The following is a 12,075-nucleotide window of genomic DNA, read 5'->3' on the forward strand; positions in this document are numbered from 1 at the left end:
GAGGTGGACCTTCTCCGCTTTCTCCGGCGATTCATGCTGATTAGTCTCTTTTCATGACGTCCGAGCCCCCCGCCGAGCCGCCCGCGGAGCCTCCCACCGCATCGCCCGCGGAACGCTCTGCCGAGTCGCCCGCGGAGCCCCCCGGCGATGCGCCCGCGGAGTTCAGCGAAGGGGTGCCGCGGCTGCTCGAAGCCATGCGCTCCATCGGCACGGACCTGGACCTGCGCTCCACCCTGGACCGCATCTGCGCCACCGCGGCCGAACTGTCCGGCGCCCGCTGCACGGCGATCGCCGTCGTGGACGAGGCCGGTGACGACTACAGCGAGTTCGTCACCCACGGCAGGACCGAAGACCTCATGGAGCGGATCGGCGTCCCGATCCGCGTCAGGGGCCGGGTCCTCGGGCACCTCTACCTCGCGGACCGGCGGGACGGCGGCGAGTTCGGCGAGCAGGACCTGAACATGGTGCGCGTCCTCGCCACGGCCGCAGGGATGGCGATCGGCAACGCGCGGCTGTACGAGGCGGCCAGGCAGCGCGAGCGGTGGATCGACGGGTCGGTCGCCGTCACCACCGCCCTGCTGTCGGGCAGCGACGCGGCCGACCCGCTGTCCGTCGTCGCGGAGCAGGCCAGACGGCTCGCGGGCGCCGACGCGGGCGTCGTCCTGCTGCCCGCGGCAGGCGGCGGCCTTGAAGTCGTCGCCGTCTGCGCCGACAGGCCGGGCAACAGCAGGCCGGGCACCGTCTTCCCCGCCTCAAGCCCGGTCGTGTCGGCTCTGCTGGACGGCGAGTCGGTGTTCATGGACGACGCGGCGACCGAGTCGGACCAGTCCGATCTGGCCGACTCGTACGGCCCGTTGATGCTGCTGCCGCTGGAGAGCGGCGGCCGGGTCATCGGGGCGCTTGCCACTCCCCGGGCGCGTGGGGCACGGCGCTTCTCCGAGACGGAGCGGATTCTCGCGGCGCAGTTCGCCTCGCAGGCCGCGCTCGCGCTGATGATGGCGGAGGCACAGCGCGACAGGGAGCGCCTCGCGGTGCTTGAGGACCGCGACCGGATCGCCCGCGACCTGCACGACGTGGTGATCCAGCGGCTGTTCTCGACCGGGATGATGCTGGAAGGCGGCCGGACGCGCGAGCGGGCCGCCGAGGTCCGTACGGGGATCGGGAGGGCGATCGACGAACTGGACGTGACCATCCAGGAGATCCGTACGGCGGTCTTCGCCCTTCAGCGGGCGCCCGCGGAGGAGCACTCGGGGCTGCGGACCCGCGTCCTGCGGGAGATCAAGATGGCGGCGGTCCCGCTGGGGTTCATGCCCGCGTCCCGGTTCGTCGGGGCCGTCGACTCTGCGGTGGGCGAGCTGACCGGCAAGAACCTGATCGCCGCGCTGCGCGAGGCGCTGTCCAACGCGTTCCGGCACGCGCACGCGCACCGTATCGACGTCGTCGTGGACGCCACGGCCACCCTGCCCGACGGCACCGGCGCGGTGCGGCTGTCGGTCGCGGACGACGGCGTGGGCGTCCCGGAGGGCGGCCGGCGCAGCGGCCTGCGCAACCTGGCCAGGCGCGCGGAGGCGCTGGGGGGTTCGAGCCGGGTGGAGGGCGGCCTCGGCGTCGACGGCGGCGGTACGACGGTGGTGTGGCAGGCACCGCTGGCCCCGGAACCGTCCTAGTGCGTCATGGGCAGCGGCGGAAGCGTCCGGCCGCTCAGCCGTGGCGCGCGATGATCTCCTCGATGACGACGGCCACGCCGTCCTCCTCGTTGGTGACCGTACGGGCGGACGCCGCCGCGAGGACGTCCGGGTGCGCGTTGCCCATCGCGTAGGACGTACCCGCCCAGGTCAGCATCTCCAGGTCGTTGGGCATGTCCCCGAACGCGACGACCTCGTCGGCGGAGATCCCGCGCTCGGCGCAGCACAGCGCGAGCGTGCTGGCCTTGCTGACACCGAACCCGCTGACCTCGATGAGCGCGGACGGGCTCGACCTGGTGAAGGTCGCGCGGTCGCCCGCGATGGTGCGCGCCAGGGTGAGGAAGCCGTCGGGCGTCAGGTCGTGGTGGTGGGCGAGGAGCTTCGCGACCGGCGCCGTGGTGCCGTCGTCCCGACCCTCGGCGAGGCCGTCGGCGGCGAGCAGCTTCTCCGCCGGGGCGACGAGGGTTCCCGGGTCGAGGGGGAAGCGCGGGTACTCCGGCTCGTAGGTGATGCCGTCGGTGAACTCCACCGCGAAGGACGTGCCGGGGGCGGCGGCCCGCAGCTCCCGCACGACGTCCAGCGCGACCGTGCGCGGCAGGGGCCGCACCTCGACGGGTGTACTCGTGTGCAGGTCGACCACCACCGCCCCGTTGCCGCAGATCGCGAGGCCGTGCCCGTGGACGTGGTCGCGTACGACGTCCATCCAGCGCAGCGGCCTGCCCGTGACGAAGAACACCGTGATGCCGGCCGCCTCGGCGGCGGCCAGCGCGGCGACCGTACGGTCCGAGACCGTCTTGTCGTCGCGCAGCAGGGTGCCGTCCAGGTCGGTGGCTATCAGCCGCGGGCGGGCGGGAAGGGGCGACTCGGTCGCGTCGGCCGGAGGTACGGGGCGGGAGATCACCAGGCCATTCTCCCGTATGCCGAAAGTGGGACGTTCCCGATGGCCCGCTCCCCGGCGGACGGGCGACCCTCTGGTCAGCGGAGATCCTCTGGTCAGAGAAGGCCCTCTGGTCAGAGGACGGGGCTGCGGTCGCCCGTGACGGACAGCAGCCGCAGCTTCTCGTGGCTCGCGGAGCCGGGGGTCGCCGTGAACACCAGGAGGGCCTGCGACTGGCTGTCGTCGTGCAGCACCTGGCAGTGCAGTTCGAGGATGCCGAGGTCGGGATGGGACAGGCGCTTCTGGGAGCTGTGGACCATGCCGATCTCGTGGGCGCCCCAGACCGCGCGGAACTCCTCGCTCGCGGCGAGCAGCGCGTCCACGATCTCGGCGGCACGGGATTCCTCCCCGAGCCGGGAGTACACGGCACGCAGTTGCGACGCGAAGACGCGGCTGTGCCGCGGGTGGTCCTGCTCCGGGTAGACGCGGCGGGCCAGCGGGTCGGTGAACCAGCGGTAGAAGGTGCTGCGCTCCAGGCCCGTGAAACCGGTCTCGTCACCGAGGAGCGCCACGGCGGGCCGCGTCTGCCGCAGCGTCTCGCCCATCGCGTTGACGATCTGGGCGGGGGTGTCGTCCAGGCGGTCCAGGATGCGCATGACGCCGGGATCGACGTGGTCGGCGGCCAGCGCGCGCCGGGGCGCGCTGTGGCCCGCGAGGAGGAACAGGTGCTCCCGTTCCTCCAGGGAGAGGTGGAGGCCCCGGGCGATGGCGGCGAGCATGGGCTCCGAGGGCTGCGGCCCGCGCTGCTGCTCGATGCGGGTGTAGTAGTCGGTGGACATGCCGCTGAGCGCGGCCACCTCCTCGCGGCGCAGGCCGCGGGTGCGGCGGCGCGGGCCGCGGGGCAGGCCCACGTCCTCCGGCTGGAGGGCCTCCCTGCGGGTGCGCAGGAAGTCCGCAAGCTGTACTCGGTCCATGGTCGCCAGTCTCCTTCTCTCCGCCGGCGCTGCGGCGTGCGCGCGCCCGCGGCCGGCCGCTGTCCGATTCTCCCCGGCGGGATCGCCCCCGCGAAGGGTCAGAGCAGAGTGCCGCCGGACGCCTCGACGCGCTGGCCGTTGATCCAGCCGGTGCGGGCGTCGAGGAGGGTGGCGATGACACCGCCGATGTCCTCGGGCTCGCCGACCCGGCCGAGCGCCGTCTGGGAGCCGAGCGCGTTACGCGTGCCCGGGTTGTCCCGGACGGACCCGCCGTCGAAGTCGGTGGCGATCGGGCCGGGGGCGACGACGTTGGCGGTGATGCCGCGGGCGCCGAGTTCCTTGGCCAGGTACCGGGTGAGGACCTCGACCCCGCCCTTCATGGACGCGTAGGCGGACATGCCGGGGATGGTGAAGCGGGCCAGGCCGGTGGACAGGTTGATGATGCGCCCGCCGTCCGCCAGCAGCGGGACGAGGGTCTGGGTCAGGAAGAAGACGCCCTTGAGGTGGACGTTCACCATCTGGTCGAACCCGGCCTCGGTGATCTCCGTGAACGGCGCGACGACGGCGGAACCGGCGTTGTTGACGAGGAAGTCGAAGTCGTCCCTGTCCCAGTGCTCCTTGAGCAGGCCGCGTACGTCGTCGGCGAACGCGGCGAAACCGGAGACGTCGGCCGTGTCGAGGCGGAGCGCGTGGGCGGTGCGGCCCAGCGCGGTCAGCTCGCCGACGACGGCGGCGGCCTCCTCGCCGTGCGAGCGGTACGTGATGATCAGATCGGTGCCGGCCTCGGCCAGCCGCAGCGCGGTGTCGCGGCCGAGACCGCGATTGCCGCCTGTGATGATCGTGATCTTCGGGGCCGGGGCGGTGGAAGTGGTCGGTGTGGGCGTGCTCATGAGGGCTCCCCTTCATGCCGGGAGGCCGGCCGCGTTGCGTCCCGCGGTCCTTACGACCTCCCGCCACGCATCACACTGCGCGGGCCGCACGGGCGGATGAAGGCTTCACTTGTCCAGGGACCCCGAGTCCCCCTCTACGCCACGCGGGGGCGTGGGGCGCGGCGTGCTGGGCTGCGGTCTGCGGTGCGTGGCCCGTGGCAGCCCTGCTCGCCGCGATCGTCTGGGCCACCGTCATCGCCGAACGCCGGCACAAGGCGAAAGGCCACGCCCAACAGGCCGACGCAGCCCGTGCCACCGTCCAGCATCTCCAGGCGGCAGCCGACCAGGCCATTACCCCTGTAATCAGCGAGTTCGCAGCCCGCCGGCCCGGCGAGACCGCTCGCCGCACACTCGCCCACGACGTACGGGCGACCCTCCCAGCCGACGCGGACCGCATCCTCTCCGACACCGGCTGGCCCGCCCTCGCCGCCGTCTTGGCTGACGCCGAAGCACGCGGCCACCGGCCACACCACCTCCTGGAGGAAGCTGCGGCCCGACGCGAACTCACCACAGCCCGCCGACCGCCCTCGTCCTGATCACCCGCATCCAGCACACGGGCCGCCACCCCGCCCCCAACCTCCAAGCCGAAGCCGCCCGGCTGCGCAGCACCACGTTCCGTACCGCCGCTGGTGTCGGGACGCAGGCAGTGCAGACCGCTGTGACTCCACTGCCTGCACCCGCAACCAGCCGACGGCGGTTGTCGCAGGAGCAGGTCGGCTTACGAGACCTGCGCGCATGATCGGCGGACCTGGAGTGGAGAGTCCTACCGGCCCCCGGCAAGAAAGTCGGAAAGGGCAGCAGCTCGCTCCGCCATGTTCAGTTTCCACGGGCTCCCGTCGGCTGCCGCGACCTCACGCCAGAGGGCTGCGGTAGCGGAACCGAACGCCGCGAGGGCTGTTGGCTCGGCGTCCCGCCACGATACGAAGCGCCCTGCGAAGGCGACGGCTGACTCCAATGGGTGCCCGGCTTCCATGAGCCGTAGCGCCAGCGCCCCGGGGTCGATCCATGCCGCACCTCGTGTCGGCCACGCCCAGTCGACAAGGCGGGCCCGCCCACCCGTGATCAGGACGTTGTCCGGGGCGAAGTCGGTGTGCAGCAGTGCATCACCGCCGAAGTAGTGCGCCGTCCCAAGCGGGGCGTACTCCGCCCACCGGTCCGTCGCGTCCTTGATCTCGATATCGGCCGGGGCCTTGATCTGCTGCAGTTCGGCGAGGGTGGCCTCGACGAGCGGCAGGTCGGGCGAGCCGGGGGTGTAGTCGGCATGGCGGCCGTCGACGACCTCGTATCCGAGGAGGCTCCAGCCGTCGACCTCCAGGTGCCAGTGCAGGCGGGGGCAGGAAGCCGGCAGGTGTGGTGCGATCGCCGCCTCGCGGCCTTGCGCGCCTGCCTGGGGGTGATCGGTCGGGATGCCCTTCACGAAGACGCTGCCGCTCTCCGTCTCCAGGACGGAGGCGATGCCGGAGTTCATACCGCCCCGTACAGTGCGTGCCGCGTACACGGAGCCGACCTTGTCCGCGACGGCCTGCCGGATGTCGTCGGGGAGCTGCTCGAAGGGGATGCGGCACATGGACACGCGCGGTTCCTCGGGTGTTCGGGTACAGGGGTGCCGCCCCGGCCAGACTACGGCCGGAGCGGCACACAAGGGGGTGCCATGCGCGATGTCGCACACCCGCCCGCGGTGGGTCTCTAGTAGGGCTGGTCGTCGCCGGCCGAGCAGCTGCACTCGGCCCCTTCGGCGGCCTCGTCCAGGTCGGCGATGATCTGGATCTCGTCGTCCTTGATCGGTGCGGCGGTCAGCGGCACCGGCAGGACACCGGTGCCGGTGGTCGGACGCGGGCCGAGAGTGAGCAGCACCGGTTCGCGGCGCGGGGTGAGGGTTGCGGTGGTCGGGGTCATGCTCCGTAGCCTCCATGCTGGCAGTAGAGATCTCGTCGGTCCCCCGCGTCCTGGTAGAGCTTGGCCAGTGGCCGGCACGTACGGCATGTGCCGACCTTCGTGCAACCGGAGCACCCACCGGTGCGGAGCTGGAGGGACTCGGCAATCGCGCCGAGTCGGGGGAGGGCTTCGACGCCCTCGGTGATGAGGTTGACGTTCGGGTCGCGGCCGACCTTGCAGATCGAGGCGATGCCGTGCGGGTTGACGTGGAAGAACGTGTGGCCCGCGTTACAGCCGGTGAAGATGGCGCGGGCGGTGAGGTGGTCTACTGCCTGGGTGGCCAGCGGGTTCGCCTCGCCGTCGATCGTCGGCGACATGTTCGTGAACACCTGATGCGGGAAGCCGTACGACTCCGCCAGGCGCACCATCGCGTCGGTCTCGTGCGCGTTGTCGTCCGAGACGACGACGTTGAGCCGGACCGGCAGCGAGTCCTCTCGAGCGGCGTCCAAGCCGTGGATGAACCGGCCGAACGCTCCGCGGTTCCGGGTGACCTTGTCGTACGTTGCGGCGGTCGCGCCGTAGACGCTCAGGGTCAACCGGTAGGGCCGGTGGTGGGCGAAGAGCTCCCGAATCGGTCGCTTGCGCAGCGAGGAGCCATTCGAGGAGACCTGCACCATCATGCCAAGCTGGTGCGCGTACTCGTAGGCCGCGCCGAACTCGCGGTCGATCAGCGCCTCACCGCCGGTGATCTGCAACCACAGCACGCCGGCGTCCCTCAACACCCGGAGCAGGGTCTGCTTGCCCGCCCAGTCCAGGCCCTCGAACCGCTTCTCCCCGAGGTAGCAGAACTCGCAGTCGTAGTCACAGCCGAGGTTGATCTCCCACGATGCCTTGCCGTAGCCGTACCGCGACCGCTCGCGGACCAGTACGACGTCACCGAGGGGCGCCTCGGGCAACTCAGCGCCCCACGCCCTCTTCGCCGCGTCGACGAGCCAAGGCGGGACGGACCGGCCCTCCGCGCCGGCAGCCCGCAGCTCCTCGTAACGGACTTCCGGAATGCGTACACCAGCCGCCCGGCCAGGCTTGACCAGCAGGTACTGGGCGAGGAACGGGCTCGCCACAAGCTGCGGGGCCGATCCTCTCCTCGGTTCTTCAGTACGGGTGCTCACTGCAGGCATGGGATCTCCATGGGTAGAGGTGTGCGGGGTCGGGCTGGGGGACCGACAGTGCTCCGCCGGCCCGACCCCCCGCTCAGCGCAGCTCAGGGCGCGATCCGAACGGTCGATGCGGCCACACCGATCACGAAGCCGCACGACGCGGACACGAGCACGATCAGTAGCGGTCCCGTGTAGCGGACGACTCGGGAGAGCATGGTGGCGAGGTGACCGGTCACGGCTTCCACCACGCCTTCCACGGCCGGGTGATGATCTCCCGGTATGTGTGGTGCGACGGGTGACGCCCACCGTGCGCGAACACCCAGTCCTGGGAGGCCGTGAAGTCGGTGTACGCGGGCGAGACCTCCCCGCAGACCGCGCACCGCATCGCGTAACTGACCGGCTCCGCGTCCGGCTCCTGATCAGGCCGCAGCGTCCACTGCTGATGACGGACGACCGTACGCATGCTCATCGGCCCACCTCCTGGGCGGAACCGGAACACCCCACCGCGGTCAGCGCGGTCACGAGGTCCTCCACCTCCGTGAACAGCAGTCCGTCGCAGGGTCCGCTCGCCCAGCGCAGCAACCCGTCCCATTCCGGAGGGACCAGCACGAGCCACGCTCCGTCCCCGAGTGCCCGAGTCCGCTCCTGCCGCCACCTCCGTGCGGTTCCTGGTGGAGCGAGGAAGTACGTCCGGCTGTTCCCCCGGTCGTGCAGCACGGGCCCCACAGGGGCGTCGGCGGCTTCGAGGAAGCGAACCGCCGCCAACCCGATGCCGGCCTCGACCCGGATGGCGTCCCAGCCCCGTCCTGCGGCGAACAGTTCCGGGCCGCGGAGACCCCTCACCCAGGCCGGCTGGACGGACAAGGACTCCCTCAGGTGTGCGTTCATCGCTCTCTCCTCCGCCTCCCGGCACCGCCACGGCTTGGGCCGCCGTACCGGCGGCGAGCCGTTCCGGTACTCGTCAAGATTCGGCGGAGCACGACAACCGCCATATGACCGGCGAGGGTTACCGAGGCGGTAATACACTCGTCCCCCGTTTCGTACGAGGCGTGATCGCGCTTACGATCGCTCCGGAAGTTGGTCCCATGGACGCCACCACCCCCGGCCCGCTCGTCCCGGAGGTCCTCGACCGCGAGGACCTCCGCAGAGCCTGGCGGAACACGACTTCGCAGCCGCCTTCGCGCTGATCAAGAAGTACGGCGGTCTGTCCCAGAACCGCATCGCCTCCGCCTGCCAACTCACCCCGGGCAAGGTCTCCGCGATCATCAGCGGCCGCCAGCAGGTCACCAGCTTCGACGTCATCCGCCGGATCTCTGACGGCTTGCACATCCCCGGGCTTCTTCTCGGCCTCGCACCTCGGCCGTGGGAAACCCGGCAGACCGACGACGAGCCACCGCATGAGGCGGGCGGCGAGCGGTTAAGCGCCCAAGAGGTGCCCTGGCGGCCGGACGCCACTGCGGGCCTGGCCGCAGACCTGACGAGGAGCGATCTCGTGATGGACCGACGCGCGGCGACCCGCGCACTCGCCGGGGCCGCGCTCTCCGGTGCTCCCCTACTCGACCCCCTCGAGGGGTGGCTGCAGCCGGCGTCCGGACCCCCTCCACGCCGACGCCCCGGCCGACTCGGTGTGCGGGAGGCGGAGGAACTGGAGTCCACCGCCCGAGCTTTCCGTGCCTGGGACCACCGGTACGGCGGCGGCCTGCGCGGCAAGGCGGTTCTCGGCCAGCTCAGCGAAGTCGCCGCGCACCTTGAGGAGCAGCAGACGCCCGCGGTCGAACAGCGCCTCTACCGGGTGATGGCCCAGCTCGCGGGTACCGCCGCCACCATGGCCTGGGACTCCGGCCTGCAGCGCCGCGCCCAGGACTACTACGTCCTTGCCCTGCGCGCCTCGCACGCGGGCGGTGACCGGGCCTTCGGCGCCAACGTCCTGGCGGGCATGGCCCGCCAGATGCTCTACCGCGACAAGCCGCAGGACGCTCTCGAACTCGTGCGCCTCGCCCAGGACGGAGCCAGAGGCGTCGCAGGCCCCCGAGTACGCGCCATGCTGCACACCCGGGAGGCGTGGGCGTTCTCAGCCATGGGCCGCGCGAGCGCCTTCCAGCGCGCCACCGCCCAGGCCGCCGAAGCCCTCGACTCGGCGCGGGACGCCGACGAGCCCTACTGGATCGCCTACTTCGACGAGGCCGAGCTGGCAGGAGTGACCGGCGGTCGGCTCCTCGACCTCGCCCGGCAGAGTCCCCAGCAGCACGCACGAGCGGCAGCCACCGAGATCGGGCAGGCCCTGTCCCGGCGCGGCCCCGAAGCCGGCCGTAGCCACGCGCTCGACCGACTCGGCCTTGCCGAATGCCATTTCCTCCTCGGCGACCTGACCACAGCGGTCGAAGAGACCCACCGAGCAGTCGAGGCGGCCCGCGCCACCCGGTCGAGCCGCGTACGGGCCCAACTCGGCGCGCTCTACCCGTACACCGTGGGAAACAGTGCTTCCAGACCGGTCCGCGAAGCCCGCGACATGATCCGCGACCTCCTGGCGAACTGAGACCAAGCCCTGGAAAGGGGAGACCGTGACGACCATCGCGGTGACCGGACACATGGACCTGACCGACGGCAGTGTCCCGCTGGTCCGCAACGCCCTGACGGAACTGCTCGAACACCACGCCGACGGCAGCCTCGTCGGCGTCTCCTGCATCGCCAGGGGCTCCGACTCCCTGTTCGCCGAGGCCGTCCTCGCCGCCGGCGGCCGCCTGATCGTCGTCATCCCGTCCCAGGACTACCGCCGCAACAAGGTCAAGCCCGACCACGCACCCCTCTTCGACCGCCTCGTCGAGGCCGCCGACGAGGTCCTCGTCCTGGAGCAGGAGACCGCGAGCCGGCAGGCGTACGAGGCCGCCAACGCCGTGATCCTGGAGCGGGCCGACCGGCTCGTGGCCGTGTGGGACGGGCAACCTCCAGGCGGAAAGGGCGGCGGCACGGCCGACGTGGTCCTGGAGGCACGGGAGGCCGGCCTTCCCGTGGACGTGCTCTGGCCCGACGGCGCGGCCCGCACCGGGTGAACCGCTGCCCCGCACGGGAGAGCGCGAGGGGCGCGCTCCCCACGCTGCATCGCTGCCCCTACACGCCTGCGGAGATGTGGTCGGTCCCGCCACAGCTACGACGCAGTGGTGACGGCCCTTGACCATGACGTCCCCAGGAGCGAACGGCTGACAGAGTGCTGAAACGTAAGCTCGGAGCATGAGCCTGCGCCTGAGCACCGTGATCCTCCCCGTCGACCGCTGGCACGAGGGAGGCCGCGCGAAGTGGCAGCGCGCCGAGGAACTGGGCTTCCACGCCGCCTACACCTACGACCACCTCTCCTGGCGCACCTTCCGCGACCGCGCCTGGTTCGGCGCCCTGCCCACCCTCACCGCCGCCGCCACGGCCACCGAGCGAATCCGCCTGGGCACCCTCGTAACGTCGGTCAAGCCTCGCTCATGCATCACGGGCTGACCTGCGGAAACGCGGCATATGAAGGATGGGCAGTTCCTCACAGCGGTCACGATTGCGTGGACAGTGACTGTCGACGGAGGCGGCGAGCAACTGAGGCGCTTGCGTATCGCGGAAGCGAGGCGAACTCGTTCGTGCAGTATCAGGCTTGCATCGGCGCGGGCGCACTTCGTCCGGCGTGTGGGCGTCGGCACGCTCCCTACTCTGCCAGCGACGCCAGGTCGAGTGTGCGTTGTGCATTCTCGATCAGGCGGTCGTAGGTCACGACGCTCACGCGGGACAGATACGAGTTGTAGGTTCGGATGGTCTCGTCGACCTCCCTTGAGGAGACCGCGTTCGTGATGAGTCCGCTGTGCCCTATCACGACCGTCATCGACGCCCGCCGACAGTCGATTCGCAGGTCGGCCAGGATTTGATGGCGCTTCTCATCCAGTTCCCTCAGGTAGTTCATGGCCTGTCCTACTGCTGCGTGAACTTCGGGACCGACAATCAAATGGCTACGATGCCCTGTCACGAGCTTCTTTATGCTGGCCTGCTTGAGTTCGACACCGTGCAGAGTGCCATCTGGTCGGATCAACGCGACGTCTAGCTGGTCCCGCACGGTGAGGTTGCGGCGGGCAGTCCCGAGGAGGAATTCGCCGCCAAATATCCAGGTCATGCGCTGAACGAGCTTCTGCAGCCTGCCCTCGTTGCTTGTGGGATCTTCGGCCACCGCCCGAAGTTCGTCCAGATCCGCCTGCCGTCGCCTTCGTTGGATCGCAGCGGCGATCAGTTGGGCTTCGTCGAGCTCGCCGAGAGACGCAGCAATACTCGGATCGCGCTCCATAAGGGCATGCAGGTTTCGGATCATGGTGTTGGCCGGCGTGTCGCTGTAAGGGTTCAGGCTGAGATTCACTCTGGGTGCACCTCGGAAGAGCTCTGTGGTACTGCCGATCGACACATGGACCCCACTCAACTGGCGGACTCCGAAGATCGGCGTTTTCACGTCACGTTCCATCTTGGGAAAGTACGGGCTCCTATTAGAAGTCATCTCATTTGGTGAGGCGTCGGTAGCAGATGAGAGTTGCGGCGATGCCTGCGAAGGCGAGGAAGTGTTCT

General features: G+C 70.5%; 13 protein-coding genes and 2 pseudogenes. 5 read left to right on the plus strand and 10 right to left on the minus strand.

Features of this window, described 5'->3' with window-relative positions:
* The first annotated feature begins 53 nt into the window (after positions 1–53).
* Entirely contained in the window at positions 54–1,667 is a 1,614-nt protein-coding gene (locus tag LCE31_RS28240; RefSeq protein ID WP_225019133.1) for a GAF domain-containing sensor histidine kinase, read from the plus strand.
* A gap of 34 nt (positions 1,668–1,701) precedes the next feature.
* On the opposite strand, the gene LCE31_RS28245 is transcribed toward LCE31_RS28240, so the two are convergent.
* From LCE31_RS28245 to LCE31_RS28255, 3 genes are all read right to left on the minus strand, one after another.
* Positions 1,702–2,586 carry a Cof-type HAD-IIB family hydrolase gene (locus LCE31_RS28245; protein ID WP_225019135.1) on the minus strand — a complete coding sequence of 295 codons (885 nt, stop codon included), beginning with the start codon at positions 2,584–2,586 and terminating at the stop codon, positions 1,702–1,704.
* A gap of 110 nt (positions 2,587–2,696) precedes the next feature.
* Positions 2,697–3,536 carry a helix-turn-helix transcriptional regulator gene (locus LCE31_RS28250; protein ID WP_225019136.1) on the minus strand — a complete coding sequence of 280 codons (840 nt, stop codon included), beginning with the start codon at positions 3,534–3,536 and terminating at the stop codon, positions 2,697–2,699.
* Between the two features lie 98 nt (positions 3,537–3,634).
* The gene (locus tag LCE31_RS28255; protein WP_225019138.1) at positions 3,635–4,426 is read right to left on the minus strand and encodes an SDR family NAD(P)-dependent oxidoreductase; all 792 of its coding nucleotides are present in this window, start codon (positions 4,424–4,426) and stop codon (positions 3,635–3,637) included.
* 194 nt (positions 4,427–4,620) lie between these two features.
* Here LCE31_RS28255 and LCE31_RS28260 point away from each other — a divergent pair.
* Positions 4,621–5,204 (plus strand): annotated as a pseudogene (locus tag LCE31_RS28260) (mobilization protein); the annotation flags it as partial.
* A gap of 24 nt (positions 5,205–5,228) precedes the next feature.
* On the opposite strand, the gene LCE31_RS28265 reads toward LCE31_RS28260, so the two are convergent.
* The 6 genes from LCE31_RS28265 to LCE31_RS28285 form a co-directional block, all read right to left on the minus strand.
* Positions 5,229–6,032: an aminoglycoside phosphotransferase gene (locus tag LCE31_RS28265; RefSeq protein WP_225019151.1), complete on the minus strand. Its 804-nt coding sequence runs from the start codon at positions 6,030–6,032 to the stop codon at positions 5,229–5,231.
* Positions 6,033–6,151: 119 nt separating this feature from the next.
* A complete protein-coding gene (locus tag LCE31_RS28270; protein ID WP_225019140.1) occupies positions 6,152–6,361 on the minus strand; it encodes a hypothetical protein in 210 nt (69 codons plus the stop codon).
* On the minus strand, positions 6,358–7,518 hold the full coding sequence (locus LCE31_RS28275) for a radical SAM protein (protein WP_225019142.1): 1,161 nt from the start codon (positions 7,516–7,518) through the stop codon (positions 6,358–6,360). The genes LCE31_RS28270 and LCE31_RS28275 overlap by 4 nt, the downstream gene beginning before the upstream one ends.
* An 83-nt stretch (positions 7,519–7,601) precedes the next feature.
* Positions 7,602–7,733 (minus strand): hypothetical protein, encoded by a 132-nt coding sequence (locus LCE31_RS40585; protein WP_263632399.1) that lies wholly within the window; start codon positions 7,731–7,733, stop codon positions 7,602–7,604.
* Positions 7,730–7,966, minus strand: coding sequence for a DUF7848 domain-containing protein (locus LCE31_RS28280; protein ID WP_225019143.1), 237 nt, complete (start codon positions 7,964–7,966; stop codon positions 7,730–7,732). Before LCE31_RS28280 ends, LCE31_RS40585 begins: the two co-directional genes overlap by 4 nt.
* Positions 7,963–8,385 carry a hypothetical protein gene (locus LCE31_RS28285; RefSeq protein ID WP_225019145.1) on the minus strand — a complete coding sequence of 141 codons (423 nt, stop codon included), beginning with the start codon at positions 8,383–8,385 and terminating at the stop codon, positions 7,963–7,965. The genes LCE31_RS28280 and LCE31_RS28285 overlap by 4 nt, the downstream gene beginning before the upstream one ends.
* 604 nt (positions 8,386–8,989) lie before the next feature.
* Between LCE31_RS28285 and LCE31_RS28290 the strand changes: the two genes are divergently transcribed.
* From LCE31_RS28290 to LCE31_RS28300, 3 genes and pseudogenes are all read left to right on the plus strand, one after another.
* Positions 8,990–10,033, plus strand: a complete 1,044-nt coding sequence (locus LCE31_RS28290; RefSeq protein ID WP_308042319.1) for a hypothetical protein — start codon at positions 8,990–8,992, stop codon at positions 10,031–10,033.
* A 25-nt stretch (positions 10,034–10,058) separates the two neighbouring features.
* Positions 10,059–10,547: a hypothetical protein gene (locus tag LCE31_RS28295; protein WP_225019147.1), complete on the plus strand. Its 489-nt coding sequence runs from the start codon at positions 10,059–10,061 to the stop codon at positions 10,545–10,547.
* A gap of 178 nt (positions 10,548–10,725) precedes the next feature.
* Positions 10,726–10,974 (plus strand): annotated as a pseudogene (locus LCE31_RS28300) (LLM class flavin-dependent oxidoreductase); the annotation flags it as partial.
* Positions 10,975–11,176: 202 nt separating this feature from the next.
* Here LCE31_RS28300 and LCE31_RS28305 read toward each other — a convergent pair.
* The gene (locus LCE31_RS28305; protein ID WP_225019149.1) at positions 11,177–11,872 is read right to left on the minus strand and encodes a Shedu anti-phage system protein SduA domain-containing protein; all 696 of its coding nucleotides are present in this window, start codon (positions 11,870–11,872) and stop codon (positions 11,177–11,179) included.
* Positions 11,873–12,075 lie beyond the last annotated feature (203 nt).

This window comes from Streptomyces sp. 8L (assembly GCF_020176795.1).
GTDB lineage: Bacteria > Actinomycetota > Actinomycetes > Streptomycetales > Streptomycetaceae > Streptomyces.